The organism is Actinosynnema mirum DSM 43827 (assembly GCF_000023245.1).
In the GTDB taxonomy this organism is placed as follows: domain Bacteria; phylum Actinomycetota; class Actinomycetes; order Mycobacteriales; family Pseudonocardiaceae; genus Actinosynnema; species Actinosynnema mirum.
The window spans coordinates 1,927,280-1,953,330 of record NC_013093.1 but is presented as its reverse complement, the minus strand read 5'-3'; the positions used below and the strand labels follow the sequence as shown (position 1 = coordinate 1,953,330).

General features: G+C 74.4%; 26 protein-coding genes. 11 read left to right on the top strand and 15 right to left on the bottom strand.

Going from position 1 to position 26,051, the window contains the following annotated elements; translation table 11 throughout:
* Positions 1 to 3: 3 nt before the first annotated feature.
* The 5 genes from AMIR_RS08930 to trxA all read right to left on the bottom strand — a co-directional run bounded on the left by AMIR_RS08930 (position 4) and on the right by trxA (position 3,711).
* Complete coding sequence (locus AMIR_RS08930; protein WP_015800617.1) at positions 4 to 729, bottom strand: cobalt-precorrin-6A reductase; 726 nt, start codon at positions 727 to 729, stop codon at positions 4 to 6.
* Entirely contained in the window at positions 729 to 1,481 is a 753-nt protein-coding gene (gene cobM, locus AMIR_RS08925; RefSeq protein ID WP_015800616.1) for a precorrin-4 C(11)-methyltransferase, read from the bottom strand. Before cobM ends, AMIR_RS08930 begins: the two co-directional genes overlap by 1 nt.
* Positions 1,478 to 2,656, bottom strand: a complete 1,179-nt coding sequence (locus tag AMIR_RS08920; RefSeq protein WP_015800615.1) for a bifunctional cobalt-precorrin-7 (C(5))-methyltransferase/cobalt-precorrin-6B (C(15))-methyltransferase — start codon at positions 2,654 to 2,656, stop codon at positions 1,478 to 1,480. The genes cobM and AMIR_RS08920 overlap by 4 nt, the downstream gene beginning before the upstream one ends.
* Complete coding sequence (locus tag AMIR_RS08915; protein WP_015800614.1) at positions 2,653 to 3,045, bottom strand: pyridoxamine 5'-phosphate oxidase family protein; 393 nt, start codon at positions 3,043 to 3,045, stop codon at positions 2,653 to 2,655. The genes AMIR_RS08920 and AMIR_RS08915 overlap by 4 nt, the downstream gene beginning before the upstream one ends.
* A gap of 270 nt (positions 3,046 to 3,315) precedes the next feature.
* A complete protein-coding gene (gene trxA, locus AMIR_RS08910; RefSeq protein ID WP_015800613.1) occupies positions 3,316 to 3,711 on the bottom strand; it encodes a thioredoxin in 396 nt (131 codons plus the stop codon).
* 166 nt (positions 3,712 to 3,877) lie between these two features.
* Here trxA and AMIR_RS08905 point away from each other — a divergent pair, with 166 nt between their 5' ends.
* Genes AMIR_RS08905 through AMIR_RS08890 form a run of 4 tightly spaced genes read left to right on the top strand, consistent with a single transcriptional unit; the run spans position 3,878 to position 8,157 of the window.
* Complete coding sequence (locus tag AMIR_RS08905) at positions 3,878 to 4,816, top strand: ABC transporter substrate-binding protein (protein ID WP_015800612.1); 939 nt, start codon at positions 3,878 to 3,880, stop codon at positions 4,814 to 4,816.
* The gene (locus AMIR_RS08900) at positions 4,806 to 5,657 is read left to right on the top strand and encodes an amino acid ABC transporter permease (RefSeq protein ID WP_015800611.1); all 852 of its coding nucleotides are present in this window, start codon (positions 4,806 to 4,808) and stop codon (positions 5,655 to 5,657) included. Before AMIR_RS08905 ends, AMIR_RS08900 begins: the two co-directional genes overlap by 11 nt.
* Entirely contained in the window at positions 5,654 to 6,412 is a 759-nt protein-coding gene (locus AMIR_RS08895; protein WP_015800610.1) for an amino acid ABC transporter ATP-binding protein, read from the top strand. The genes AMIR_RS08900 and AMIR_RS08895 overlap by 4 nt, the downstream gene beginning before the upstream one ends.
* Before the next feature lie 2 nt (positions 6,413 to 6,414).
* Entirely contained in the window at positions 6,415 to 8,157 is a 1,743-nt protein-coding gene (locus AMIR_RS08890) for an aminotransferase class V-fold PLP-dependent enzyme (protein WP_015800609.1), read from the top strand.
* A 5-nt stretch (positions 8,158 to 8,162) separates the two neighbouring features.
* Here the strand turns inward: AMIR_RS08890 and AMIR_RS08885 are convergent, their stop codons facing one another.
* Complete coding sequence (locus tag AMIR_RS08885) at positions 8,163 to 8,756, bottom strand: eCIS core domain-containing protein (RefSeq protein ID WP_015800608.1); 594 nt, start codon at positions 8,754 to 8,756, stop codon at positions 8,163 to 8,165.
* 87 nt (positions 8,757 to 8,843) lie between these two features.
* Entirely contained in the window at positions 8,844 to 9,713 is an 870-nt protein-coding gene (locus AMIR_RS40075; RefSeq protein WP_049796768.1) for a YihY/virulence factor BrkB family protein, read from the bottom strand.
* 762 nt (positions 9,714 to 10,475) lie between these two features.
* Here AMIR_RS40075 and AMIR_RS08875 point away from each other — a divergent pair.
* From AMIR_RS08875 to AMIR_RS08865, 4 genes are all read left to right on the top strand, one after another.
* The gene (locus tag AMIR_RS08875; protein ID WP_041836666.1) at positions 10,476 to 11,690 is read left to right on the top strand and encodes a hypothetical protein; all 1,215 of its coding nucleotides are present in this window, start codon (positions 10,476 to 10,478) and stop codon (positions 11,688 to 11,690) included.
* Positions 11,690 to 11,971 carry a DUF4235 domain-containing protein gene (locus AMIR_RS08870; protein WP_015800605.1) on the top strand — a complete coding sequence of 94 codons (282 nt, stop codon included), beginning with the start codon at positions 11,690 to 11,692 and terminating at the stop codon, positions 11,969 to 11,971. Before AMIR_RS08875 ends, AMIR_RS08870 begins: the two co-directional genes overlap by 1 nt.
* Positions 11,972 to 12,253: 282 nt before the next feature.
* Positions 12,254 to 12,403, top strand: coding sequence for a hypothetical protein (locus AMIR_RS40070; protein ID WP_015800604.1), 150 nt, complete (start codon positions 12,254 to 12,256; stop codon positions 12,401 to 12,403).
* A 202-nt stretch (positions 12,404 to 12,605) separates the two neighbouring features.
* Positions 12,606 to 13,157, top strand: a complete 552-nt coding sequence (locus AMIR_RS08865; RefSeq protein ID WP_049797097.1) for a VOC family protein — start codon at positions 12,606 to 12,608, stop codon at positions 13,155 to 13,157.
* Here AMIR_RS08865 and AMIR_RS08860 read toward each other — a convergent pair.
* Together AMIR_RS08860 and AMIR_RS08855 are read right to left on the bottom strand one after the other, a co-directional pair.
* Positions 13,154 to 13,909, bottom strand: coding sequence for an enoyl-CoA hydratase/isomerase family protein (locus AMIR_RS08860; protein WP_015800602.1), 756 nt, complete (start codon positions 13,907 to 13,909; stop codon positions 13,154 to 13,156). The two genes, AMIR_RS08865 and AMIR_RS08860, sit on opposite strands and share 4 nt — an antisense overlap.
* Positions 13,910 to 14,012: 103 nt before the next feature.
* On the bottom strand, positions 14,013 to 14,867 hold the full coding sequence (locus AMIR_RS08855) for an esterase/lipase family protein (protein ID WP_015800601.1): 855 nt from the start codon (positions 14,865 to 14,867) through the stop codon (positions 14,013 to 14,015).
* A gap of 188 nt (positions 14,868 to 15,055) precedes the next feature.
* Here AMIR_RS08855 and AMIR_RS08850 point away from each other — a divergent pair, with 188 nt between their 5' ends.
* A complete protein-coding gene (locus tag AMIR_RS08850; protein WP_041836665.1) occupies positions 15,056 to 16,069 on the top strand; it encodes an aldo/keto reductase in 1,014 nt (337 codons plus the stop codon).
* A gap of 93 nt (positions 16,070 to 16,162) precedes the next feature.
* Here AMIR_RS08850 and AMIR_RS08845 read toward each other — a convergent pair whose 3' ends face one another.
* The gene (locus AMIR_RS08845; RefSeq protein ID WP_015800599.1) at positions 16,163 to 18,520 is read right to left on the bottom strand and encodes a Tex family protein; all 2,358 of its coding nucleotides are present in this window, start codon (positions 18,518 to 18,520) and stop codon (positions 16,163 to 16,165) included.
* Positions 18,521 to 18,931: 411 nt separating this feature from the next.
* Between AMIR_RS08845 and AMIR_RS08840 the strand changes: the two genes are divergently transcribed.
* Positions 18,932 to 20,524 (top strand): phytoene desaturase family protein, encoded by a 1,593-nt coding sequence (locus AMIR_RS08840; protein WP_015800598.1) that lies wholly within the window; start codon positions 18,932 to 18,934, stop codon positions 20,522 to 20,524.
* A gap of 106 nt (positions 20,525 to 20,630) precedes the next feature.
* Here AMIR_RS08840 and AMIR_RS08835 read toward each other — a convergent pair whose 3' ends face one another.
* The 4 genes from AMIR_RS08835 to AMIR_RS08820 all read right to left on the bottom strand — a co-directional run bounded on the left by AMIR_RS08835 (position 20,631) and on the right by AMIR_RS08820 (position 23,037).
* On the bottom strand, positions 20,631 to 21,194 hold the full coding sequence (locus AMIR_RS08835; protein WP_015800597.1) for an SRPBCC family protein: 564 nt from the start codon (positions 21,192 to 21,194) through the stop codon (positions 20,631 to 20,633).
* Between the two features lie 81 nt (positions 21,195 to 21,275).
* A complete protein-coding gene (locus AMIR_RS08830) occupies positions 21,276 to 21,728 on the bottom strand; it encodes a PaaI family thioesterase (protein ID WP_205590415.1) in 453 nt (150 codons plus the stop codon).
* Between the two features lie 196 nt (positions 21,729 to 21,924).
* Positions 21,925 to 22,413, bottom strand: a complete 489-nt coding sequence (locus tag AMIR_RS08825; protein WP_232519760.1) for a LuxR C-terminal-related transcriptional regulator — start codon at positions 22,411 to 22,413, stop codon at positions 21,925 to 21,927.
* A gap of 156 nt (positions 22,414 to 22,569) precedes the next feature.
* Positions 22,570 to 23,037: a GNAT family N-acetyltransferase gene (locus AMIR_RS08820; protein ID WP_015800594.1), complete on the bottom strand. Its 468-nt coding sequence runs from the start codon at positions 23,035 to 23,037 to the stop codon at positions 22,570 to 22,572.
* Positions 23,038 to 23,112: 75 nt separating this feature from the next.
* Here AMIR_RS08820 and AMIR_RS08815 point away from each other — a divergent pair, with 75 nt between their 5' ends.
* A complete protein-coding gene (locus tag AMIR_RS08815) occupies positions 23,113 to 23,898 on the top strand; it encodes an enoyl-CoA hydratase/isomerase family protein (RefSeq protein WP_015800593.1) in 786 nt (261 codons plus the stop codon).
* A gap of 407 nt (positions 23,899 to 24,305) precedes the next feature.
* On the opposite strand, the gene AMIR_RS08810 is transcribed toward AMIR_RS08815, so the two are convergent.
* Positions 24,306 to 25,922 carry a methyl-accepting chemotaxis protein gene (locus AMIR_RS08810; RefSeq protein WP_015800592.1) on the bottom strand — a complete coding sequence of 539 codons (1,617 nt, stop codon included), beginning with the start codon at positions 25,920 to 25,922 and terminating at the stop codon, positions 24,306 to 24,308.
* Positions 25,923 to 26,051 lie beyond the last annotated feature (129 nt).

The following is a 26,051-nucleotide window of genomic DNA, read 5'->3' as shown; positions in this document are numbered from 1 at the left end:
CCCTCACCCCAGTCGGGCGCGCACCCAGGCGGCGGCCTCCCCGGCGGAGGCCGCCGTCCTGGCGTCCGGGGGCAGCGGCGGGCGGCGCACCAGGACCACGGGGACGCCGAGCGCGCGGGCGGCGTCGAGCTTGGCGGAGGTCATGCCGCCGCCGCTGTCCTTGGTCACCAGGACCCCGATGTCGTTGTCCCGCAGCAGGTCCAGCTCGGAGTCGAGGGTGTACGGGCCCCGGTCGAGCAGCACGCGCACGCCGGGGGCGACCTCGTCGGGCGGGTCGACCATGCGGGCCAGGCCGCGCCGGAACGCGCCGACGCCCTGGCGGCCGGTGGTGATGAGCGCCCTGCGGTCCCCGATCGCCGCCGCGGCCTCGGCCAGGGAGTCGACCCAGGTCCAGTCGTCGCCGGGCCGCTCGGTCCAGCCGGGGCGGCGCAGCACGAGCAGCGGGACGCCGGTGCGCGCGGACGCGGCGGCGGCGTTGGCGGTGATCCGCTCGGCGAACGGGTGCGTGGCGTCGACCAGCGCGGTGACGCCCTCGGCGCGCAGGTGCCCGACGAGGCCGTCGACCCCGCCGAACCCGCCGACGCGCACCTCGCCGACCGGAAGGCGCGGGTTCGCCACCCGCCCGGCCAGCGAGGACAGCACGCGCAGCCCCGGCACGCCGGCCAGGAGGGCGGCCAGCTCGCGGCCCTCGCCGGTGCCGCCGAGGACGAGCGCGGTGGCCGCCGCCATCAGGTCTGCGGGGCGCGGCAGCGGGCGGCCGAGTACAGGTGGCTGTCCGGGAAGCCCTCGGCGGCCAGCACGCGCCCGACGACGATCACCGCCGTGCGCCGCACCCCGGCCTCGCGCACCTGCCCGGCGATGTCGGCGAGGGTGCCGCGCAGCACCAGCTCGTCCTCGCGGCTGGCCCGCGCCACGACGGCCACCGGGCAGTCCGCGCCGTAGTTCGGCGCCAGGTCGGCGACGACCTCCTCGATCCGCTGCACGGCCAGGTGCAGCACCATCGTGGCCCTCGACGCCCCGAGCGTCGCCAGGTCCTCGCCCTCCGGCATGGGGGTGGCGCGCGCGGAGGTGCGGGTCAGCACCACGGTCTGCCCGACGCCCGGCACGGTCAGCTCGCGCTTGAGGGCGGCTGCGGCGGCGGCGAACGCGGGCACGCCCGGCACCACCTCGTACGGCACGCCCTCGGCGTCGAGCCTGCGCGCCTGCTCGGCGACGGCGCTGAACACCGACGGGTCGCCGGAGTGCAGCCTGGCCACGTCGTGCCCGGCCCGGTGCGCCTCCACCAGCTCGTGCACGATCTCGTCGAGCGTCAGGTTCGCGGTGTCCACGAGCTTCGCGCCGGGCGGGCAGTGCTCCAGCACCGCGACGGGCACGAGCGCGCCCGCGTACAGGCACACCGGGGAGGTGGTGATGCGCTGCACGGCCCGCACGGTGAGCAGGTCGGCGGCACCCGGCCCGGCCCCGATGAAGTGGACGGTCACTCGTTCTCCTTCGTCACGGCCCACACCGTCACCGGCATGTGCGGGCGCCACCCGGTGAAGCCGCCGACCGGCGCGGCCCTGCTGACCGAGAGCCTGGTCAGCGCGCCGCCGAGCTCGGCGTGCCAGCGGGCGAGGACTGCCTCGGACTCGATCGTCACGGCGTTGGCGACGAGCCTGCCGCCCGGCTTGAGCGCGGCCCAGCAGCGCTCGACCACGCCGGGCGCGGTGACGCCGCCGCCGACGAACACCGCGTCGGGCCGCTCCAGGCCGTCCAGCGCGTCCGGGCTCGCGCCCTCCACGACCCGGACGGCGGTGGGCACGCCGAGCGCGGTGGCGTTGCGGGTGACGCGGGCGGCCCGCTCGGGGTGCTTCTCGACCGCGAGCGCGCGGCAGGCGGGGTGGGTGCGGCACCACTCGACGGCGATGCTGCCCGCGCCAGCGCCGACGTCCCACAGCAGCTCGCCGACCCTGGGGCCGAGCAGGGCGAGGCTGACGGCGCGCACCTCGCGCTTGGTGATCTGGCCGTCGTGCTCGAACGCGTCGTCGGGCAGTCCGGGGGCCCTGGACAGGCCGCCGGGGCCGCACTCGACGGCGAGCACGTGCAGCGGGTCGGCGGCGTCGAGGTCGTGGTGGACGCGCTCGTCCGGTCCGCCGAGCTGCTCCAGGACGGTGATCCGGGCGTCGGGGGCCAGCTCGGCGACGGCGCGCGGGTCGGCGCCCAGGAGCAGCAGCCTGCGGCGCGGCTGGAGGTGCGGCACGAGCAGCGAGGTCGGGCGGCCGACGAGGCTGACCACCTCGGTGCGGTCGAGCGCCCAGCCGAGCCTGGCGCAGGCGAGCGAGGCGGACGAGGGGTGCGGCACGACGGCGACGCGGTCCGCGCCGAGCAGCCGGACGAGGGTGGCGCCGATGCCGTGGAACAGCGGGTCGCCGCTGGCCAGCACGCACACCCGGCGGCCCGCGTGCGCGGCGAGCAGGTCGGGAAGGGCGGGCAGCAGCGGGGACGGCCAGGCGACCCTGGTGAACCCGCCGGGGACGAGGTCGAGCTGACGGGCGGAGCCCATCAGCACCTCGGCGGAGGTGATCTCGTGGCGCGCGTGGCCGGTCAGGCCGTCCCAGCCGTCCGCGCCGAGGCCGACGACGGTGATCACGTCGCCGGTGGTCGTTCTCGCGCTCACCTCAGGCCCAGCACCCTGGTGATCGCGATCTCGATGACGACGCGCTCCGGGTTCTCCCTGGGCACGCGGTAGCGCTCGGCGTAGCGCCGCACGGCGTCCGCGACCGACTCGGCGTCCTGCCGCACCACCGCACGTCCCTCCAGGGTCGACCAGCGGGCACCCTCGAACTGGCACACCGCGACGAGCGCGCCGTCCTCGCCCGCCGCGAGCACGTGGCGCACCTTATGCGAGCCGCGCGAGCTGATCACCCGCGCTGTCGCGGAGGCCACATCGAGGGTGACGCCGACCGGGGTGACGTGCGGCGTGCCGTCGCGGCGCAGGGTGGTGAGGGTGCAGACGCGCCGCTCGGTCCAGAAGCGGACGAAGTCGGCGGATTTCGCGGCGAGCATGGGTGAATCATGCGTCACGGGCGGGGCCGCGCACCACGGGCGCGGTGTGCCGGTGGACACGCGGGGGACGGCTCCGGGCGCGTCTCAACAGGATGTTGAAGAACGGGCGACGCGGGCCCGCGTGCGGAAACGGCAACAGAAAAGAACCGACCGGGCCCGACACCGAGGCGCAGTGCGGCAGCGGGTGGTCCTCGCACCGCTTCGCGATGCGAGGGGCGGGACCCGAGTCCGGGTCCCGCCCCTCGCCACGCCTGTTCCCGAGCGCGGCGCTCAGCCCTTGGTGGCGGGCTCGCCGTCGGTCTCCTCGGCCTGCTGCTCGGCCACCTGCTTGCGGACCTCGTCCATGTCGACCTCGCGGGCCTGCTTGATCAGGTCCTCCAGCGCGGTCTCGGGCAGGGCGCCGGGCTGGGCGTAGAGCACCACGCCGTCGCGGACGATCATCAGCGTCGGGATCGAGCGCACCTGGAAGGCCTGCGCGAGCTGCTGCTGGTCCTCGGTGTCGACCTTGCCGAAGACGATGTCCGAGTGCTTCTCGGCGGCCTTGTCGTAGACGGGGGCGAACTGGCGGCAGGGTCCGCACCAGCTCGCCCAGAAGTCGACCAGGACCATGTCGGAGCCACCGACCACCTCGTCGAAGTTCTCCGTGGTCAGCTCCACCGTGGCCATACGCTCTCCTCGCTAGTCGGCTTCGGGGTTCGTCCCCCGACTACCCCGTTCAACGGATCGGCTACCCCGCGGATTCCCTTCAACAGGACGTCAACCTCTTCAACAAGACGTAGACAGCTTCAACAAAAAGTTGTAACTTCCTGGGACCCGAAGCCAGGAGGTGCCCATGGCCGTGCGCCGTACCGCTCTGACCACCGCTTTCGCCGCCCTGCTCCTGCTGTCCGCCTGCGGCGGCGGCGACGGCGGTTCCGGATCGGCGGGGACGCCCGGCGTCTCGGACGACCTGCCCGCCACCGGCGCGATCGTGGACGCGGTCGCCAAGGACGACGCCCTGGCCGCGTCGCTGCCGCCCGAGGTGACGAGCGCGGGCAAGCTCAAGGTCGGGTCGAACATCCAGAGCCCGCCCAACAACTTCTACGCCGCCGACGGCAAGACCCCGGTCGGCTCCGAGGTCGACCTGATCAAGGCCGTCGGCAAGCGCCTGGGCGTCGAGGTCGCGCACGAGGACATGGCGTTCGGCTCGCTGATCACGAGCCTCCAGGCCGGGCGCGTCGACCTGACGATGGCCGCGATGAACGACACCGAGGCCCGCCAGGAGCAGATCAGCTTCGTGGACTACTTCACCTCGGGCATCACGATCATGGTGCAGAAGGGCAACCCCACCGGCATCAAGGGCCCGGACGACCTGTGCGGCAAGTCCGTCGCGGTCGCGCTGGGCACCAGCCAGGAGGCGTTCGCCAAGGAGCAGAGCGGCAAGTGCGCGTCCTCCGGCAAGGAGGCCGTGACCGTCACCGCGACCGACAGCGACACGCAGAACCAGAACCAGCTGCGCACCGGCCGCGTCGCCGCGATCGTCAACGACCTGCCCACCGCCGTGTACGTGTCCAAGACCGCGGGCAAGGGCGAGTACTTCGAGGCGGTCGACTACGCGCCCATCAACGGCGGCCCGTACGGCATCGGCGTGCGCAAGGACGCCGGGCAGCTCGCCACCGCCCTGCAGGGCGCCGTGCAGTCCCTGATCGACGACGGCACCTACGGCAAGATCATGGACGCCTGGGGCGTCACGCAGGGCTCGGTCACCAAGGCCACGATCAATGGCAAGTGATCGGGTGAGCACCGGGACGGGAACGGAGGGGCGGGACGACCTGGTCGTCGTCCCGCTGCGGCACTGGGGCCGCTGGGTCGGCGCGGTGGTGCTGCTGGCGCTGCTCGGCGCGCTGGGCTGGGCGCTGGCGGGCGCGCAGATCGACTACGCGGCCGTGCCCGGCTTCTTCACCCACGAGATCATGCTGCGCGGCCTGGCGAACACGGTCGTGCTGGCCGTGGTGGCGCAGGCGGGCGCGATCGTGCTGGGCGTGGGCATCGCGCTGCTGCGCCGCTCGGCGAACCCGGTGGCCCGCTGGTTCGCCGCCGGGTACGTGTGGCTGTTCCGGGGACTGCCGGTGCTGCTGCAGATCCTGCTGTGGTTCAACCTGGCGCTGGTGTTCGACACCATCTCGATCCCGATGGTGCTCGAGGTGCGGACGAACATGCTGATCACCGCGTTCGTCGCCGCGCTGCTGGGGCTCGGGCTCAACGAGAGCGCGTACATGGCCGAGATCGTCCGCGCGGGCCTGAACAGCGTGGACCACGGGCAGGTCGAGGCGGCCAAGGCGATCGGCATGACGCCCGCGACGACGCTGCGCAGGGTCGTGCTGCCGCAGGCCATGCGGGTGATCATCCCGCCGACCGGCAACAACTTCATCAACATGCTCAAGGGCACCTCGATGGCCTCGGTCATCGGGTTCCTGGAGCTGATCCACGCGGCGAACAACATCGCGTCGCACAACCTCCAGATCATGGAGACGCTGCTCGCCGCCGCCGCCTGGTACATGGTCGTGGTGAGCGCGGCCAGCGTCGGCCAGCACTTCCTGGAGCGCGCCTACGGCAAGGGGGTGGCCCGATGAGCCTGGTCAGGGCCGTCGGAGTGCGGAAGTCCTACGGGCACGACGAGGTGCTCAGCGGCGTCGACCTGGAGGTCGCGGCCGGGCAGGTGTGGTGCCTGCTGGGGCCGTCCGGCGCGGGCAAGAGCACGTTCCTGCGCTGCGTGAACCACCTGGAGACCATCGACTCCGGCCGGATCTGGGTCGACGGCGAGCCGGTCGGGTTCGCCGCCAGGGGCGGGAAGCTGCACGAGCTGCGCGAGCGCGAGGTCGCGAAGCAGCGGCGCGGCACCGGCATGGTGTTCCAGCGCTTCAACCTGTTCCCGCACCGCACCGCGCTGGAGAACATCACCGAGGGGCCGGTGCAGGTGCTCCGCGAGTCCAAGTCGGACGCCGTCGCCCACGCCCGCGAGCTGCTGGAGAAGGTCGGGCTGGCCGACAGGGCGAACGCCTACCCGAACCAGCTCTCCGGCGGGCAGCAGCAGCGGGTCGCGATCGCCCGCGCGCTGGCCATGCGGCCCAAGGTGATGCTGTTCGACGAGCCGACCTCCGCGCTGGACCCGGAGCTGGTGGGCGACGTGCTGGACGTCATGGCGGGGCTCGCGGCGGACGGCATGACGATGCTGGTGGTCACGCACGAGATCGGGTTCGCCAGGCAGGTGGCCGACGAGGTCGCGTTCCTGGACGGCGGGGTCGTGGTCGAGTCCGGGCCGCCCGACCAGGTGCTGGAGAATCCGCGTGAACCCAGGACCCGGCAGTTCCTCTCGAAGGTGCTCTAGCGATGCGCATCCCCTCCTCCTACCTCGTCACCTTCCGCGAACCGGAGGGCTACCTGGACTTCGGCCGCTTCGGGCCGCCCTCGCAGGCCGTGCTGGAGGCGTCCACGCGGATGCTGGAGCAGGCGACCGGCGCCGGACCGTCCACGGTGGACGACCTGATGCGGCACGAGCTGCGCGCGATGGCGGCGGCGGCGCGGTTGTGCGGCGGCGACACGGACCACGTGGTGCCGCTGCCCAACACCAGCACCGGGCTGTTCCAGGTGGCGCTCGGGCTGGCCGGCGAGGTGGTCGTGTCGCCCGCCGAGTTCCCGGCGAACACCTACCCGTGGGTGCGGGCCGGGCGGGCGCGGGTGAACTGGCTGCCCGCCGGGCCGGTGACGCCCGAGGCGGTGCGGGCCGCGCTGACGCCGGAGACCACGGCGGTGTCGGTGAGCGCGGTCGACTTCCGGACCGGGTACCGGGCGGACCTGGCGGCGCTGCGCGAGGTCGTCGGCGACCGGCTGCTGGTGGTCGACGGCATCCAGGGGTTCGGGGTCGTCGACGAGCCGTGGCGGGTCGCCGACGTGCTGGTGGTCGGCGGGCAGAAGTGGGTGCGGGCCGGGTGGTCCACCGGGTTCATGGCGCTGTCGGACCGGGCGCTGGAGCGGCTGGAGCCGGTCGCGTCCGGGTGGACCGGGGCGCTGGACCCCGGCCTGTTCGACGGGGCGGTGCACCCGGTGGGCGAGGGCGCGGCGGCCTGGTCGCTGACGAACCTGAACCCGATCGCGTCGGGGGCGTTCGCCACCGCGCTGGAGCTGGTGGAGCTGGGCGGGGTCCGGGCGATCGGGGAGCGGATCGGGCAGCGGTTGGACGAGCTGGGCGAGGTGGTCGAGGGCGCGGGCGGCGTGGTCGTGTCGGCGCGGGAGCGGCGCGGCGGGATCATGGCGTTCGAGGTGCCGGGGGTGCCTTCTGCCGCGGTGGGGGCGGCGCTGGTGGCCGCCGGGGTGACCGCGACGGTGCGGCCGGAGCACGTGCGGTTGACCCCGCACGCCTCCACCACGCCGGAGACGGTGGCGCGGTTCGCCTCGGCGCTGCGGGAGCTGCGGGCGGCCAAGCCGGTGGTGGTGGACGTGCGGGCGGCCGGGCCGGTCGCCGGGGCCCCGGTGCGTGGGAACGTGCTGGACGCGCTGGCCCCGACCGTGGCCGGTCTGGCGTCCGCGCTCGGGCCGGGCACCGAGGTGGTGCTGCACGACCTGTCCGCGCTGCCGAACTCGATCGTGGCCATCGCGGGCGGGCTCACCGGGCGGCAGGTGGGCGGCCCGATGACCGACCTGCTGCTGGGGCTGGTGCGCAGGGGCACCACGCAGGACCTGCCCGGCTACGACACGTACGCGCCGGACGGGCGGCTGATCCGCTCGTCCACGGTGTTCCTGCGCGACGAGCGCGGGGTCGCGGTGGGGTGCCTGTGCGTGAACACCGACCCCGGCGCCGGTGGGGGCTCCGGGCAGGGCGGGCACGCGGTGGAGGCGTTCCCCGGTGACGTGGACACGCTGCAGAAGCTGCTGGTGGAGCGGGCCGTGGAGGCGGTCGGGGTTCCGGTGGGGCTGATGAAGAAGGCGCACAAGTCCGAGGTCGTGCGGGTGCTGGACGAGGCGGGGCTGTTCCTGATCCGGGACTCGGTGGACTACCTCGCCGGGGTGCTCGGGGTGACCCGGTACACGATCTACAACTACCTCAACGAGATCCGGGGCGAGCAGGGGCGCTAGGCGGGTCAGCCGTGGTCGTGACCCTCGTGCGGGTCGCGGGCCGGGCCCGACATGGCGCGGCGGGCGTTGGCCTCCGCGGCGCGCTCGAAGCGGTCGCCGGGGTCGGAGACGCTCAGGCCGGAGCCGTTGTCCGTGCCCGCGACCGGGCCCTGGCGCTGCTGGATCACGTGGGTCAGCTCGTGCGCGAGGGTGTGCTTGTCGCCGCCGCCCCGGCCGAGCACGACGTTCGCGCCGGAGGTGTAGGCGCGGGCGCCCAGCTCGGCGGCGGAGCGCTGGGCCGCCGCGCCGTCGTGCACGCGGACGTCGGAGAAGTCGGCGCCCAGCCTGCTCTCCATCTCGCCGCGCAGGGCGGTGTCCATGGGCTTGCCTGACGAGGCGAGCACCTGGTGGGCGGTGGAGCGCTGCACGGGCGGTTCGGGCTCGGCCTCGGCGCGCTGGGCGGCGATCAGGCGGGCGACGGCGGTGTTGCCGATCGAGCGCTGGAGCGACTCGACCTCACCGGGCCCGACCGGGCCGGGAGTGGTCTGCCGCGGGGACTCCGGGCGCCGCACCGGGGTGGTCGCCGGAGCGGGCTTGGGGGACGGCTCCTTGGCGTGCATGGGCACCACCCTGGCCCAGGCGGGGCTCGGGGCACAGGCCCTGGAGGGCAGCGGCGGGGCACCGTCGCTGCCCTCCCCCGGCGCGGGTCACGCGGCGGAGGTGCTCGTCACCCCCTCCTGCTTCTGGCGCGCGGCGCGCTGGGCGGCCAGCAGGACGCGGCCGGTGTGCTGGAGCGCGGCGTCCATCGCCACCCCGACGAGCAGGGCGGTGCAGGCCAGCCAGATCCAGGCCATGATCACGACGAGGCCGATGATCGAGCCGTAGACCCGGTCGTAGGACCCCGCGTAGGCCGCGTACACGCCGACGCCGAACGTGGCCACCAGGCACAGGACCAGGGCCAGGAGCGCGCCCGGCGTGATGCCGAGCCTGCCCGGCCTGCGGGTGGCCGGGGGCGCCGCGAACAGCAGCCGCACCGCGCACCCGGCCAGCAGGACCAGCACCGGCCACTTGGCGACGTCCCACAGCTGGACCGTCGACGCCCGCACCCCGGCCAGCGCCGCGACCTCGTCGGCGATGTCGCCGGTGAACGCCACCACGCCCACGACCAGGATGAACAGCACCAGGACGCCCAGCGTGAGCCCGACCCGCAGCGGGACGAGCTTCCAGAGCGAGCGGTGCTCCTTGACGCCGTTGCAGGCCGCGCAGGCGCGCAGGAAGGCCCCCGCGAAGCGGTAGGCCGACCAGACCGCCACGAACAGGCAGACGGCGGCGAGCGGACCGGCCACCGCCGGGCGCAGGCCGTCGAGCGCGACCACGAGGATGCCGTGCACCCGGCTGGGGGCCAGCGGGGAGATGACGGTCATGACCTTGGAGCGGGTGTCGTCGCCCAGGAACCCGACGAGCGCGACGGGCAGCAGGGCGCCGGAGAGCATCACGAGCACGGTGTAGTGCGTGAGGGCTGCCGCGCGGTCCGAGAGGTGGTGCTCCCGGTACCACACGACGGTTGTGCGGAACACCGTCCACCACGACCTTCTGGGTGGACGCGTAGGTGCTTCGAGAGCCTGGGCCATACCCGAATGATTGCCCGTTCGGAGGATGGGCATGACGGGGGGTTGACCCTGCGGGGTCGCGGGTAGTCGTGGGGCGTGCCCACCTGGGCCGATGCCCGCGGGGGCGGGTGGCCGGGTGGTATAGGGGTGCGGGGGCGGTTCGGCGGTGACGCCGGGCGGGTGAGCGACGGCGTGGGCCGAGTGGTCGAGGACGTTGAACGGTTGAGGCGAAGGGGCGCGGTGCGGGTGGACGACAGGGCGACGGAACCGGGCGCGGGCGGGGCTGGAGGCGACGAGACGGGCGGGGCCGGGTCTCGCTGGAACGGGCTTGGCGGGGCCGGGTCCGGTAGCGCGAGCGGCGCGGGGGCCGGCGATGGCGGTGCTGCCGGCGCCGAGCGTGCGACCGGCGCCGATCCGCACACCGCCCGGTACGCGGGCAACCCGATGGCCGAGCCGAACCCGAAGAACCTCCCCAAGACCCGACCGGTCCCCGCCGAGGAGCAGGACTTCCCGGCCGAGTGGCCCGCCGGGGAGAGCGAGTTCGAGGAGACCGGCGCGACCTGGCGGCAGTCGGGGACACCGGGCCCGAGGCGGGCGGACGCTGATCGGACGGTTGAAAGCGGGCATTTGGGGCACACCAAGCTTTCGAGTGACACCGCGTTTTCGGGTGTCACTGGCCAGGAGAGTGACACGAAGCAGGCGGAGAGCGCCGGGCGGACGGGGGAACGAGTGCGGGACGACGAGGCGGGGAAGGGCGAGCGGATCGCCGAGAAGGCGGCCGACGGGACCACCCGGATCACCGCCCAGACCGGCGCGGCGGCGGCTCAGGCCGCGGCCACCGCGAGCAGCGCGGTCATCCGGGCGGGCGAGAAGGCGCACGCGGACGGCACGAAGACGGGTGACGCGGCGAACGAGAGGACCAGCGGCGCGACGGGCCAGCGGCCGGACTCGGGCGCGGACGTCACCGCGGCCGAGGGCGCGGCCCAGGTCCACGCGGCCAGCGAGAAGAGCGGCACCACCGGAGCCGGGGTTGCCGGGACCGGGGCTGCCGGGACCGGGGCTGCCGACCACGGCCACGGGACCGGCGAGAAGACCGACTCGGCGCTCTCCAAGGGCGCGGACCGGGCGGACGCGGCCGTGGCGAAGGCTGGCGACAAGGCCGAGACCGCAGCGAGCGGTCTTGGCGACAAGGCGGACGCTGCGGCCACCCGGTTGGGCGACAAGGCAGGCACGGCGGCGGAGCGGGTCGGCGAGGGCGCGGGGGCTTCGGCGGCGGGGATCGCCGCGAAGTCCGACGCGACCGCCGGGAAGGTCGCCGCGAAGTCCGAGGAGACCGCCGCGCGCGTCGGCGAGAAGGCCACCGAGACCGCCGCCCTGGTGGGCGACAAGGCCGGTGCGGCTGCCGCCGGGGTGGGCGCCAAGGCCACCGAGACCGGCGAGAAGGCGGGCGAGGCCGCCGTCGCGGCGGGCCGGAAGGCGGGCGAGGCTGCCGCCGAGGTGAGCGAGAAGGCGGGCGCGACCGCGGCCGGGGTCAGCGAGAAGGCGGGCGCCGCTGCCGCCGGGATCAGCGAGAAGGCCGGTGCGGTCGCCGGGCAGGTGGCCGGGAAGTCCGGTGAGGTCGCGGCGCAGGTGAGCGAGAAGGCGGGCGCCGTCGCCGCGCGCGTGGCCGACCAGGCGGGCGCCACCGCCGCGCAGGTGGGCGAGAAGGCCGCTGCGGCGGCGGCCCGGATCAGCGAGCGGGCCGGGGTCGCGGCCGGTGAGGTCGGTGAGCGGGCGAGCGCCGTCGCGTCCAGGGTCGGCGATCAGGCCGGGGTCGCGGCGGAGCGGTTGCCCGCGTCGGTCAGGGGCGCGATCGCCAAGGCGCGGGAGCACCCGGTGCTGACCGCGTCCGGGCTGATCACGGCGTTGTTGGTGCTGCGGAAGCTGCTGCGAGGAGGTCGCTGATGGCGGGCAAGCTGGTCTACCGGGGGTTCAGCACGGGCGTGAGCCTGCTGGGCGGTTACCTGGCGGGCAAGGTGTTCGGGCAGGTGTGGAAGTTGATCAGTGGCGACCGGATGGCCCCGGAACCCACCCAGCGCGACCGCAGCTGGGGCGAGGTGCTGCTGGCCGCCGCCGTGCAGGGCGCGATCTTCGGGCTGGTCAGGGCCGCGATCGACCGGGGTGGCGCCACCGGGTTCAGCAAGGTCACCGGCGAGTGGCCGGGCGAGACCGCCGACGTGGACTGACCCCCGCGACAGAAGCGCACGCACAACGCCGCCCGCCCACGGGCCGCACCCGTTCCACGCGAACGCCGACAGGCCGCCACCCCGGTGACCGGCCGATCGGAGAGGTGACGGCACGGGGGCGGGCGGCGTCGCGGTGGGCGGCGTTGTGGTGGGGCGGCCCGGTTCAGCGGGGAGCGGTCGAGTCTGGCGGGGCAGCCCCTTCGGCAAGCGGTTTCCGGGGTTCGGGCAGCTCTGCCCCCCGGTGGGGTTCGGGGGCCGGTGGGCGTGGGTATACCCGGCGGCATGACCGAACCGGAACAGCCCAGGGTCAACCCCGACCCGCCGCAGCCGCCCGGCACGCCCGAGGTGCCCGACATGGACGTCGACGTCTCCGAGTTCATCAGCGAGGAGGAGCGGCCCGAATCTCCTGGGCCCGGCACCGAGCCCTCGTGAGCGGGTGGGGGCGGGGCAGGTGGTCCCGCCCCGCCGTTCAGCGCTCGCACGCACCCGCGCGCGCCGGTCCACCGACCCGACCCGACCGCACCACTCCACCACGTTCTGCCACTCGACCACGGTCCGCCACTGGGGAAAATTTCGTCCGCCATCAGGGCGATGGATGATCCACGATCAGGCGACAGCCCCTAACATCGTGCTCATGCCCCAGCCCCAGGGAGCCGAGCTGGCCGCGCTGCGCGCGCGTCGGGACGACTTGCGCGAGCGCTACCTCCACCGCTCGGCCGCCGGGAGCGGGACGCCGGTGCGCGGGGTGCACCACATCGCGCTCATCTGCCGCGACGTCGAGCAGACCATCCGGTTCTACCAGGAGTTCCTCGGCTTCCCGCTGGTGGAGCTGGTCGAGAACCGGGACTACAACGGGTCCAGCCACTTCTTCTTCGACCTCGGCAACCGCAACCTGCTCGGGTTCTTCGACTTCCCCGGCCACGCCCACCCCGAGCACCGGGAGACCATCGGCGGGGTGCAGCACCTGGCGCTCTCGGTGGACGGGACCGCGTTCGAGGAGCTCAAGCGGCGCATGGACGCCGCCGGGGTCGAGTACCTGGGGCCGGCGCGAGGGTCCGCCGACAGCATGTACATCCGCGATCCCAACGGCATCGGGCTGGAGTTCTACCGGCAGGAGCTCGGCCGCTTCGAGGGCCGCCCGCTGCTCGGGGACGCGCGCAGGGCCCTCGGCGAGGAGACCGCCTAGAACACCGGCGTCCGCTTCTCCAGGAACGCCGCCACCCCCTCCGCGTACTCGGCGCTGCGCACCGCCGCGTCGTAGAGCTCCGCGACCTCCGCGCTCTCCTCCCGCTCCCCCGCCACCACCCGCTCCACGATCTGCTTCATCCCCAGCACGCTCACCGGCGCCCGCGACGCGATCACCGCCGCCAGCTCGGCCGTCCGCGCCCCCAGGTCCTCCACCACCTCGTTGACCAGCCCGATCCGCAGCGCCACCGCCGCGTCCACCAGCTCCCCGGTGAGCAGCACCTGCTTGGCCCACGACGGCCCCACCACGTCCACCAGGCGCTTGGTCGACGTCAGCGAGTACACGATCCCCAGCTTGGCGGGCGTGATCCCGAACCGGGCCCGCGCGGACGCGATCCGGATGTCGCACGCCAGCGCCACCTCGCACCCGCCGCCCACGCAGAACCCGTCCACCGACGCGATCGTCGGCTTCTCCAGCGTCGCCAGCGCCTGCTCCCCGGCGTGCACGACCGCGCTGTACCGGGCCGTCGCCTCGACGCCGCGCCGCAGCTCGGCGAACTCGCTGATGTCGGCCCCCGCGCAGAAGTGCTCGCCGCCGCGCACGACGAGCACCCGCACCGCGTCGTCCGCCCGCACCCGCTCGACCAGCTCGGGGATCTCGCGCCACATCGCGAAGCTCATCGCGTTGCGCTTGTCGGGTCGGTCGATGACGAGGGTGGCGATCCGGCCGTCCAGCTCCAGGCGCAGGCTCATGACCGCAGGGTATCCACGCGGGGTGGCCAGGACGTTCAGTTTCGTTCCACACTGAAGGAATAGAGTGGAATAGCGCAGGGGCCCCGGACAGCGGACCCCCCGATCAGGCCGCCGGGAACATCCGCGCCATGCCGGGAGGCGGCGCGAACCGGCGCCACCGGCCGCGCGGCTGCGCCAACCGGTCCGCCACCAGCCACAGCACCGACGTGTTGTGGCAGTACCCGAGGTGGCTGGACGCGACCGGCACGCTCTCCCGCCGCCGCCCCTCCTCCTCGAGGCAGGCCCGCCACGGCACGATCCCGTCCGACCGCGAGTACACCGACGTCGCGGGCACCGGCATCACCGGCCGCTCGGACTCCGGCGGCGGCAGGTCCGAGACCGCCTCGTAGAACACCGACAGCAGCCGGAACACCGGGTTGACCCGCGTGCACCGGGCGTCGCGCAGCGCGTACGGGCTCCCGAGGGTGATCACCTGCCGCACCAGCTCGGGCCGCTCGCGCGCCAGCTCGCGGGCGAACACCCCGCCCAGGCTCCACCCGACCAGGCTCACCTTCCCGCGCTCGGCGGCCACCCGCTCCAGCAGCGCGCGCGTCCCGTCGACGGTCGCGGCGGACGGCCCGAGGTTGCGGCCCAGGCCCCACCCGCGCACGTCGTGGCCCAGCCCGGACAGGAACTTGCGCAGCACCGCCGTGGACCCGTCCGCGCCGCCCAGCCCCGGCAGCACGATCACGGTGTGCCCGTCGCCGCTGGGGGCGGCGCGCAGCAGCTGCCGCGCGGCGGCGTACTGGCCGAGGTCGACGACGGCGCGGGTCGGCTCGGTGAGGTACCAGAGCAGGCCGGGCGCGTGGGGCGCCTCGGGTTCGGGGAGGGCTTCGGGCAGGGCGTCGGGGACGGCGGCCAGCGCGGGCGCGGCCCGGTCCTCGGACGCGGGCGGCGGGATCTCCGGCAGAGCTGTCACAGCCCCTCCCCTCGCTCGGCGTTGAGCGCTCCTGTCCCATGGTGTTTCCCCGAACCTCCCCCGGCTAGTCCTCGCCGGTTGCGATCCGGTCGCGCTTCCCCGAAGCCCCGCGCGCCCACCGGCGGGAATACCGGGCCCGGCGCGCCGCCTTGTGCGAGGTCGATCGAGCAACCGATGTGGGGGATGCCGTGGAGTACCGTCCGTTCGGACGAACCGGCGTGCGGGTGAGCCCGCTGACGCTGGGCGCGATGCAGTTCGGCGAGGCCAACCGCGAGGACGGCGTCCGGGTGATCCACCGGGCGCTGGACGCGGGCGTGAACGTGGTCGACACCGCCGACGTGTACAAGGCGGGGCAGAGCGAGCAGGTGGTGGGCGCGGCGCTGGCGGGACGGCGGGACTCGGTCTTCCTCGCCACGAAGTTCCACGGCGCCATGGGCGAGGACCCGAACCGGCGGGGCAACTCGCGGCGCTGGGTCGCGCGGGCGGTGGAGGACAGCCTGCGCAGGCTCGGCACCGACTGGATCGACCTCTACCAGGTGCACCGGCCCGACCCGGACACCGACTTCGAGGAGACCCTGTCCGCGCTGACCGACCTGGTGCGCGCCGGGAAGATCCGCTACATCGGCACGTCCACGTTCCCGGCGTCGGAGGTGGTCGAGGGGCAGTGGACCGCCGAGCGGCGCGGGCTGGCGCGGCCGGTGGCCGAGCAGCCGCCGTACTCGATCCTGGCCAGGGGCGTGGAGCGGGAGGTGCTGCCGGTCGCCCAGCGGTACGGGATGGCCGTGCTGCCGTGGAGCCCGCTGGCGGGCGGCTGGCTGGGCGGCGGGTACCGCAGGGGCGTGGAGCGGGCCGAGACGCCGCGCATGGGCGGCCACCCCGAGTGGTTCTCCACCACCGCGCCCCGCCACGCGGAGCGGATGGACGCGCTCGACGCGCTCACCGCGCTGGCGGACGGGGCCGGGATCGCGCTGGCGCACCTGGCGCTGGCGTTCGTGATCCGGCACCCGGCGGTCACCTCGGCGATCATCGGGCCGAGGACGGTGGAGCACCTGGAGAAGTCGCTGGGCGCGGTGGACGTCGTGCTGTCCGACGACGTGCTGGACGAGATCGACCGGATCGTGCCGCCGGGGTTCTCGTTGCCGCAGGGCGACTTCGGCTACGACCCACCGTCCATCTCGGACGCCTCGACCCGCCGCAGGTGAGACGGGCGCAGGTGGGACGGGGCTGAGGACGACGGCGCCGCCCGGCTCCCCGAGGGGGACCGGGCGGCGCGTCACGCCGGGGTCAGCGCCGGGTCACTTGCCCAGGCCGGCCCTGCGCAGGGCCTCCGCCATCGCGTTGTTGGCGGGCGGGCGCTCCTGCTGCTGGCGCCCCCGGTTGCCGCCGCTGCCGCCGCTGCCGCCGTTGCCGCCACCGCGCCGGTCGCCGCCACCACGCTGGCCGCCACCACCGCCACCGCGCCGCTCGCCCTGCTGGTCCTTGGGCTTGCGGCCGGGCTCGTCGGTGAGGCGCAGGGTCAGGCCGATGCGCTTGCGCGGGATGTCGACCTCCAGCACCTTCACCCGCACCACGTCGCCGGACTTGACCACGTCGCGCGGGTCCTTGACGTAGGTGTCCGACAGCGCCGAGATGTGCACGAGGCCGTCCTGGTGCACGCCGACGTCGACGAACGCGCCGAACGCGGCCACGTTCGTCACCACGCCCTCCAGCACCATGCCGGGCTTGAGGTCGGCGATCTTCTCGACCCCGTCGGCGAACGTCGCGGTCTTGAACGCCGGGCGCGGGTCGCGGCCGGGCTTCTCCAGCTCGCGCAGGATGTCCGTGACGGTCGGCAGGCCGAACTTGTCGTCCACGAAGTCCTGGGGCCGCAACGACTTCAGCACCGCGGTGTTGCCGATGAGCCGGTCGGCCCCCGCGCTCTCCTGGATGCGCCGCACCACCGGGTAGGCCTCGGGGTGCACCGAGGACGCGTCGAGCGGGTCCTCGCCGTCGCGGATGCGCAGGAAGCCCGCGCACTGCTCGAAAGCCTTGGGGCCCAGGCGCGCCACGTCCTTGAGCGCCTTGCGAGTCCGGAAAGGACCGTTGCTGTCGCGGTGCTGCACGATGTTCTCCGCGAGACCGGCGGTGATGCCGGAGACGCGGGTCAGCAGCGGCGCGGACGCGGTGTTCAGGTCGACGCCGACCGCGTTCACGCAGTCCTCGACCACCGCGTCGAGCGAGCGGGACAGCTTCGACTCGGACAGGTCGTGCTGGTACTGGCCGACGCCGATGGACTTCGGGTCGATCTTGACCAGCTCGGCGAGCGGGTCCTGGAGCCTGCGGGCGATGGACACCGCGCCGCGCAGCGACACGTCCATGCCGGGCAGCTCGGCCGAGGCGAACGCGGACGCGGAGTACACCGACGCGCCCGCCTCGGACACGACGACCTTGGTGAGCTTGAGGTCCGCGTGCTTCTTGAGCAGGTCGCCCGCGAGCTTGTCGGTCTCGCGCGAGGCGGTGCCGTTGCCGATGGCGATCAGCTCGACGTCGTGCTTCTTGGACAGGGCCGCCAGCTTGGCGATCGACTCGTCCCAGCGGTTCGCGGGCACGTGCGGGTAGATCACGTCGGTGGCGACGACCTTGCCGGTCGCGTCGACCACGGCGACCTTCACGCCGGTGCGGAAACCGGGGTCGAGGCCCATGGTGGCGCGGGTGCCCGCCGGGGCGGCGAGCAGCAGGTCGCGCAGGTTGGAGGCGAACACGCGCACGGCCTCGTCCTCGGCGAACTGGCGCAGCCGGGAGCGCAGGTCGATGCCCAGGTGCACGAGGATGCGGGTGCGCCAGGCCCAGCGGACCGTGTCGGTGAGCCAGCGGTCGGCGGGGCGGCCCCGGTCGTCGACGCCGAAGCGGGCGGCGATGGCGACCTCGTAGCCGCTCGGGCCCTCCTCGGGGGTGTCGCCCGGCTCGAACTGGAGGTCGAGGACCTCCTCCTTCTCACCGCGCAGCAGCGCCAGGATGCGGTGCGACGGCAGCTTCGCGAACGGCTCGGAGAACTCGAAGTAGTCGGCGAACTTGGCGCCGTCCTCCTCCTTGCCCTCGCGGACCTTCGAGCCGACCTGGCCGAGGCCCCACATGCGCTCGCGCAGCTCGCCGATCAGGTCGCCGTCCTCGCCGAAGCGCTCGACCAGGATGGCGCGCGCCCCCTGCAGCGCGGCGGCGGCGTCGGCGACCTCCTCGGTCAGGTAGCCGGCGGCGGTGTCCTGCGGGCTCAGCGTCGGGTCGTTCAGCAGCGCGTCGGCGAGCGGTTCGAGGCCCTGCTCGCGGGCGATCTGGGCCTTGGTGCGGCGCTTGGGCTTGTACGGCAGGTAGAGGTCCTCGAGCCGGGCCTTCGAGTCGGCGGCGAGGATCTGGGCTTCGAGGGCGTCGTCGAGCTTGCCCTGGGAGCGGATGGACTCCAGGACGGCGGCGCGGCGGTCCTCCAGCTCGCGGAGGTAGCCCAGCCGCTCCTCCAGAGAGCGCAGCTGCGCGTCGTCCAGCGCCCCGGTCGCCTCCTTGCGGTAGCGGGCGATGAACGGAACGGTCGAACCGCCGTCGAGGAGGTCGACGGCGGCGGACACCTGGTTCGCGCGCACGCCGAGCTCTTCGGCGATCCTCTGGTGAATGGCTGTCGTCACAGCGGGCCATTGTGCCCGTGCGGGGCGGAGCGGGGTTCGCGGGCTCCGGGCGGGGGTGGGTGAACTCGGCGGGCGGTGGGGTGGGGAGCTGCGGGAACGGGGGGTGCGGTGGGGTGGGAAGCCGGTGGTGGGCGCGGGATCGGGGACGTGGGATCGGGGCGGCGGCATCGGGGCGGCGGGCGGCAGGCGGGTAGCGGGTTGTCGGGCGCGTGACCGAGCGGGTGGGTCGGGCGGTCCGGAACTCGACCGGACGCGGTGCGGCGGGACGGGCGTGGCGGGACGGGCGCGGCGGGGCACGGGGGCGGGGTGATCTCCGGGTGAGACCGCCCCGGACAGGTGTGCGGGGCGCGGTGGCGGGTAGCGCAAGGGGTGGGGCGATTCGGCCCCTCGGTGGAACGGGTGAGGAGCGCGGTGCTGGGTTCAGCGGGTGACGAGGTGGACGTGGTGGTCGTCGGGGCCGGGCCCAACGGGCTGGTCGCCGCCGCGCTGCTGGCCGACGCGGGCTGGGACGTGGCCGTCCTGGAGGCCGGGGACCGGCCGGGCGGGGCGGTGCGGACCGAGGAGTTCGTGGCTCCCGGCTTCCGCAGCGACGTGTTCAGCTCGTTCTACCCGCTGGGCGCCGGGTCGCCGGTGATCGCGGGGCTGGGGCTGGAGGAGCACGGGCTGCGGTGGCGGCGGGCGCCCGAGGTGCTGGCGCACGTGCTGCCGGACGACCGGGTCGCGGTGCTGTCGGACGAGGTGGAGCGCACGGCCGCGTCGCTGGAGGCGTTCGGCGCGGGCGACGGGCAGGCGTGGCGGGACGAGTTCGCGCTGTGGGAGCGGGTGCGCGAGCACCTGCTGGACGCGCTGCTGCGGCCGTTCCCCCCGGTCCGGGCGGGCGCGGGGCTGCTGGGCGCGCTGGGGGCCGGTGACGCGCTGCGGCTGCTCCGGTCGCTGGTGCTGTCGGTGCGGGCGTTCGGGGCCGAGCGGTTCACCGGCGAGGGCGGCACGCTGCTGCTCGCGGGCAACGCGATGCACACCGACCTCGGGCCCGACCAGGCGGCGGGCACGGCGTTCGGGTGGCTGCTGTCGATGCTCGGGCAGGACGTGGGCTACCCGGTGCCGGAGGGCGGCGCTGGGGCGCTGGCGGAGGCGCTGACGCGGCGGTTCGGCGGGGCGGTGCACCTGGGGCGGCCGGTGGACCGGATCGTCGTCGCGGGCGGCCGGGCGCTGGGTGTGCGGGACGCGGCGGGCGGGTTCGTGCGGGCGCGCAAGGCCGTGCTGGCGGACGTCCCGGCGCCCGCGCTGTACCTGGACCTGGTCGGGGCCGAGCACCTGCCCGCGCGGCTGGTGTCGGACCTGGCGGCGTTCGAGTGGGACGACGCGACGATCAAGGTGGACTGGGCGCTGTCCGGGCCGATCCCGTGGACCGCCGAGGCCGCGCGCCGGGCCGGGACCGTGCACGTCGGCGGCGACCTGGACGGGCTGGCGGTGGGCGCGACGCAGATCGCCTGCGGCCGGGTGCCCGACGACCCGTTCCTGATCATGGGCCAGATGACGACGGCCGACCCGACCCGCTCCCCCGAGGGCACCGAGGCCGCGTGGGCCTACACGCACGTGCCGCGCGGGCCGAGGTGGACGCGCGACGAGCTGGAGCGGTACGCGGACCGGGTCGAGGCGGTCGTGGAGGCGCGCGCGCCGGGGTTCCGGGACCTGGTGCTGGGGCGGGTCGTGCAGGGGCCCGAGGATCTGCAGGACCGCAACCCGAGCCTGCTGGGCGGGTCGACCAACTCCGGGACGGCGGCGATCCACCAGCAGCTGGTGTTCCGGCCGGTGCCGGGGCTGGGGCGGGCGGACACGCCGGTCGACCGGCTGTACCTGGCGAGCGCGTCGGCGCACCCCGGCGGCGGGGTGCACGGGGCGGCGGGCGCGAACGCGGCGCGGGCCGCGCTGGCGCGCAACGGGCTGGGCGGCGACGGGTACCGGCTGCTGGTGCAGGGGTTGCAGCGGGCGCTGCACCGGTAGCGCCGGGGTGGTGACCGGGCTGGGCGGCCCGTCGTCGACGGGCCGCTCCCCCGCTGGTGGCCGCTGACCGGCCAGGGCGACCGGGCGCGCGGCCGGGGCGGCCGGGTCAGAAGTCGGCGCCGCTCTCCCTGCGGACGGCCAGCGCGGCCAGCCTGCGCAGGCTCTCCCGGTTCCTGGGCGCCAGGAACAGCGCCTGCACCGGCTTGGGCAGCAGCCCGAGCGGGCCACGGGTGATCTCCTCGGCCATGAGCACGTCGGTGCCTCCCGCGACCTCGGTCAGCTCCAGCCTGATCCTGGCCTGCCCCAGCGGCCACAGGCCCGCGTCCAGCTCCAGGAACCGGCCGGGCTCGCCCGCGCGGGCGGTGCTGGTGTCCTTGACCTGCACCGGCCAGGCGCCGAGGCTGTGGTGGATGCGGGTGCCCACGCGGGGCCACCCGGTGTCCACCTGCCGGATGTGGGACGCGCCGACCACCCAGCCCGCGTAGGACCAGCCGTCGGCCAGCACCGCGAACACCTCGTCGGGCGTGGCGGGGACGTGCAGCTTCACCTCGATCACGACGGGCGGTTTCCCCCTGCGGGGCCGGGAAAACCCGGAGGTCGCGAGCAGCACACCGGCGGAGGTCGCGACCCGGCCCCGGCGCGGGCGGGCCAGGTGGGCAGGAGTGCTCACGCAGGGCCGCCCCTGGGCGCGGTCCCAGGGGTCCCAGCGGTCCCAGGGGTGCGGCTCGGCGGCGTGGTCCAGCGGCGCGGCTCAGGAGCGGGGCCGCCAGCGCTTCCACAGCGCCACGGCCTCCGCGCGCGGCTTGCCGTCCCACCACAGGGACACCTCGGCGGTCATCCGCGCCTCGTCCGCCTCCACCACCGCCGCGCGCAGCTCGACCTCCTCGGTCAGCGGCGCGGGCCGCAGGTAGCGGACGTCCAGGCCCGCCGTCACGTACGCCAGCGCGGCGCCGCCCAGCGGTCGCCAGCCGCGCTCGTCGGCCTCGGCCATCACCGCCGCCGCGCTGTGGCAGTCCAGGACCGTGCCGATCACGCCGCCGTTCAGGTAGCCGAGGCCGTTGTCGTGCTCCGGCCACGGCGTGAACGCCGCGGTGACCAGTCCGCCCTCGCCCCGGTAGCTGCGCAGGCGCAGCCCCTTGGGGTTGGCCTGGCCGCAGCCGAAGCAGGGCAGTTCCGGGTAGAGGCGTTCCTGGATGCTGGTCACGACCGGCACCCTAGGCGCTCCGGGCATTCTCCGGGGTTCGCCGCGCACAATCGGCAGCGAACTCCGGAGGGTCCCCCAGAAAATTGCTCACCCGAATAGCCGCACTATTGCAGTGCGACCACCACGGCCCGTATTCGGATTAGGACCCCCGACTCCGCCGCTAGTGTGAACGGGGCAGGGGGAAGGCGAATCCCGACTACAGGTAGGAACGCTGACCCCACGGCATGGCCGCGGCGAGCTGCGCCCGTCGACCGATGTCGAGCTTGCGGTAGATCCGGGTGATGTGGAGCTCGACCGCGCGGGTGGACACCGAGAAGTGCTCGGCGATCTGCCGGTTGGTCATGCCCTCCAGCATCATCAGCGCGATGCGGTGCTCGTGCGGCGTGAGCGGCTCCTTCGAGCGATCGGCGCTCTGGCCGTCGCGAGGTCGGACCACGGACGGGACCCGCTCGTGGTCGGGCAGGCCGAGCAGCACGTGCCACTGCCTGATCCGCACCTCGGCCACCGACTGGGACCGCACGTAGGGGTCGCCGCGCACCAGGTCGCGCGCCGCCGCCTCGTCCGGCACCTGGCAGACGAGCAGCACTCCGCTGCCGTCGGCCCACGGCCCGGTGCCGACCAGCACGCCCTGCTCGGCGAGCGGTCGCCAGTATTCGCGGTGCGCGAGGTGAATCGATCTGCGCACCTGTCGCGCGTCGCGAAAAGTCAACTCCACTGCGAAAGCCACTGGACTGATCCCCATTTCATATCCGCGGCCCAACTTTCGGCACCACTCAACTGGGAGGCATTAAACCTGTCAAGTGAGTCAGATCACACGTGTTATATCGAAACCCGATGGGACCTATAGCCGCTTTCCGAACCAGTGGTGGGCGTAGGGGTCGTCGTTGAAGGGCGCCACCTCGCGGTACCCGAGCGCCGCGTACATGGCCCTGGCCTCGATCAGGTCGCTCCGGGTGTCCACACGCGCCTGTCGCGCGCCGAGGTCGCGGGCGGCCCGCTCGACGGCCTCGACCAGAGCCCTCCCGAGGCCCTGACCCCGGTGTTCCCGCAGGACGTGGACTCGCTTCAGCTCAACCGTGTCCTCCGTCACCATCCGGAAGGCGGCGCAGCCGACGGGCTCCTCCCCCAGGAAGGCGGCCAGGAACCCGGCCAGGTCGTCGGTCGGGTCGTCCGCGATCGCCAGGTCCACCTCCGCCTCGGTGGCGGGCCGCCCGCGGTACCGGGAGACGATGTCGTGCAAGTAGGCCCGCACCAGGGCGGAAGCGGCGCCGCCGAACGGGTCGACGGGCCGAACGGACCAATTCCCCATGATTCGGACCGTGGCAGCGAATGGGCCGTTCGGACAACTGCTTTACCGGTCGGGCCGCGTGTAGAGTCCGGCCACGTGCCTGAGCAACTGGTCCGCGTGGCGCGGGACGCGGCGGGGCTGGCCGTGCTGACGGTCGACGCTCCCCCGCTGAACCTCTACACCGCCGAGTTGCGCGAGCTGCTCGCCGACGCCGTGGACGACCTGGCGGCGCGACCGGCTCGGGCGCTGCTGGTGCGGACCGAGGGCCGGGTGGTCAGCGGCGGCGTCGACGTCGCCCTGTTCGCCGAGCAGGACGGCCCCGAGGCGGCCGAGGCGCTGCTCGACGAGATGATCGACCTCACCGAGCGGGTGGCCGAGCTGCCCTTCCCCACCGTCTTCGCCGCCCACGGGCTGTGCCTGACCTGGGCGTTCGAGGTGGCGCTGGCCTGCGACGTGCTGCTCGCGGCACGGAGCGCGGAGTTCGGGCTGGTCGAGCGGGTCATCGGCATGACACCCGCGATGGGCGGCACCCAGCGGCTCGCGGCGCGGGCCGGGGTCGGGCGGGCCAAGGAGCTGGTGATGACCGGCGAGCGCTACCCGGCCGAGGTGCTGGAGAGGTGGAACGTGGTCAACCGGGTGCTGCCCGACGAGGGCTTCGACGAGGCGGCGCTGGCGTTCGCGCAGTCGCTGGCGGCGGGGCCGACGCGCGCGCACGCGGCCACCAAGCGGGTGCTCGCGCACTACGAGGCGGGTGGGGTGGCGCAGGCCGACGAGCACGTGGCGACGATCGCGGCGGGGCTGTTCGCGACCGAGGACCTGCGGGGCGCGGTGCGCTCGTTCCTGGCCGACGGGCCGGGGAAGGCGACGTTCGCGGGGCGGTGACGCCGGGGTCGGGCGTGGGGCCGGGGTCGGACGTGAGGCCGTGGTCGGACGTGGGGCTGTAGTCGGACGTGACGCCGTGGTCGGACCTGGGGCACCGGTCCGCAGACCGCCCGCGAGCCCGTGCGCCGGGTGGCACGACCCGCCCGTTCGACGCTGATCGACGACCGGTTCCAGTCCGGTCAGGAGCCCAAGAACCCAGCAGCTCTCCCGGTCGCGGCGCGGTCCTCCCGGCGGAAAGCGCTTCCCGCCCTGGGCACGCGCGCGAGCGCCGAGCGGGGGCCTGTCCGCTCGGCGCTCACGCCGCCGCCGGTTCGCACCGGTGGCGTTCGACCGCTTCGCCCCGGCCCCTCGACGGGGCGGCGGCGGTCGGGTTCTGGGAGGGGTTCGGCGCTCGGGGACGGCGCGGTTCAGGAGAGCCGGAAGCGCCCGACCAGCTCCTGCAGCTGCCCGCTCATGCGGTTCAGCTCGGAGGCCGCGCGGCGGGACTCGTCCACGTCGCGGGTGGTCGACGCGGCGGCGTCCGCGACGCCCGCGATGTTCGACGCGATGTCCCTGCTGCCGTCGGCGGCCTGCGCGACGCGGCGCGCGATCTCGCCGGTGGTCGCGGTCTGCTCCTCGACGGCGGCGGCGATCACGGTCTGGAAGCCGCTGATCCGGTCGATGATCGAGGCGATGCTCGCGATCGCCTCGACGGCGCCGGAGGTGTCCTCCTGGATGACCTGCACGCGCCGGGTGATGTCCTCGGTGGCGCGGGCGGTCTCCTGCGCCAGCTCCTTGACCTCGCTGGCCACCACGGCGAAGCCCTTGCCCGCGTCGCCCGCGCGCGCCGCCTCGATGGTGGCGTTCAGGGCCAGCAGGTTGGTCTGCTCGGCGATCGAGGTGATCACCTTGACCACCTCGGCGATCTCGGTGGACGACGCGCCCAGCCGGGCGACGGTGGTGTTGGTGCGCTCGGCGACGGCGACCGCCTCGGTGGCCACGGCGACGGCCTCGCCCGCGTTCTTGGACACCTCGCGGATCGCGATGCCCATCTCGTCGGTGCCCTGGGTGACGGCGTCGACGTCGCCGGACACCTGGGTGGCGGCGGCGCTGGCGGCGTCCGCGCGGTCGCTGGCGCTGCCCGCCGACCCGGAGATGCGGGTGGCGGTCCGGTCCAGCTCGGCGGAGGCGTCGGCGAGCGAGTGCGCGTGGTCGCGCAGCGAGCCGACGGTGCCGCGCAGCGAGTCGGAGGTGCGGTTGAGCGCGCCGCCGAGCCTGCCCAGCTCGTCGCGGCGGTCGAGCTCGACGCGGGCGGTCAGGTCGCCGTCGGCGAGCCGGTCGAGCGCGCCGACGACGTCGCCGAGCGGGCGCACCACCGAGCGGGTGGCGCGCAGGCCCAGGAAGACGGCCAGCACGAGGGCGACGACGAGCGCGCCCAGCAGCACCAGCAGGTTGTGCTCGCGGGCGGTGGCGGCGTCGGCGCGGAGGGCGTCGACGCGGGCGTTGACGGACTTGTCCAGGTCGGCGGCGATCGCCAGCACCTGGCCGTACGCCTTGGAGGCGTCACCGCCGTTGATGCTGGTCATGGCCTCGGCCAGGCCGGAAGGGCCATCGGAGGCCAGCCACTGCATGACCTTGCTGTCCCAGGAGAAGAAGTCGTCCCAGGCGGGCCCCAGCTGCGCGAACAGGGCGCGCTCGGAGTCGGTGAGGTACTCGGTGCGGGCGGCGGACAGCTCGGCGTAGACGTCGTCCTTGGCTGCCAGCTCGCCCTTGCGGTTGTAGCCCTGCTCGCCGAGCGCGTAGGCGGGGCCGAACGCGCCGACGTCGGCGACCACGAGGCCCTGCCAGCCGGAGACGTCGGCGGCGCGGTAGGCCACGCCCTTGATGTCGTCCCGGACGAGCTGGAGGTGGTCGAGCCGCTGCTGCGTGTCGGCCTCCTCGCTGAGGCCGAGCCAGCCGACGCCCGCCGCGACGGCGATCAGGGCGGACAGGGAGGCGAACGAGAGGCCGAGCCTCTTGCCAACGCTCAGATCTCGGACGCGCACAGCTGCTCCCGCGGGGTCGGGGTTCTTGGTCTGGGAACCCCAGGAACGGCACGCGCGGGGAGGAGTTGAGGAGGACTCGGATCCCGTGGACGTGATCTGCGCCCGGAGGGAAAACAGACACCGCTCAAC

Excerpts from the sequence above, each read along its gene's own strand:
- AMIR_RS08820 (WP_015800594.1), bottom strand. The coding sequence starts at position 23,037 with ATGGGGAATTGGTCCGTTCGGCCCGTCGACCCGTTCGGCGGCGCCGCT.
- AMIR_RS08900 (WP_015800611.1), top strand. The coding sequence starts at position 4,806 with ATGGCAAGTGATCGGGTGAGCACCGGGACGGGAACGGAGGGGCGGGAC.
- AMIR_RS08905 (WP_015800612.1), top strand. The coding sequence starts at position 3,878 with ATGGCCGTGCGCCGTACCGCTCTGACCACCGCTTTCGCCGCCCTGCTC.
- AMIR_RS08885 (WP_015800608.1), bottom strand. The coding sequence starts at position 8,756 with ATGCACGCCAAGGAGCCGTCCCCCAAGCCCGCTCCGGCGACCACCCCG.
- AMIR_RS08870 (WP_015800605.1), top strand. The coding sequence starts at position 11,690 with ATGGCGGGCAAGCTGGTCTACCGGGGGTTCAGCACGGGCGTGAGCCTG.
- AMIR_RS08865 (WP_049797097.1), top strand. The coding sequence starts at position 12,606 with ATGCCCCAGCCCCAGGGAGCCGAGCTGGCCGCGCTGCGCGCGCGTCGG.
- AMIR_RS40070 (WP_015800604.1), top strand. The coding sequence starts at position 12,254 with ATGACCGAACCGGAACAGCCCAGGGTCAACCCCGACCCGCCGCAGCCG.
- AMIR_RS08930 (WP_015800617.1), bottom strand. The coding sequence starts at position 729 with ATGGCGGCGGCCACCGCGCTCGTCCTCGGCGGCACCGGCGAGGGCCGC.
- trxA (WP_015800613.1), bottom strand. The coding sequence starts at position 3,711 with ATGGCCACGGTGGAGCTGACCACGGAGAACTTCGACGAGGTGGTCGGT.
- AMIR_RS08915 (WP_015800614.1), bottom strand. The coding sequence starts at position 3,045 with ATGCTCGCCGCGAAATCCGCCGACTTCGTCCGCTTCTGGACCGAGCGG.
- AMIR_RS08895 (WP_015800610.1), top strand. The coding sequence starts at position 5,654 with ATGAGCCTGGTCAGGGCCGTCGGAGTGCGGAAGTCCTACGGGCACGAC.
- AMIR_RS08890 (WP_015800609.1), top strand. The coding sequence starts at position 6,415 with ATGCGCATCCCCTCCTCCTACCTCGTCACCTTCCGCGAACCGGAGGGC.
- AMIR_RS08860 (WP_015800602.1), bottom strand. The coding sequence starts at position 13,909 with ATGAGCCTGCGCCTGGAGCTGGACGGCCGGATCGCCACCCTCGTCATC.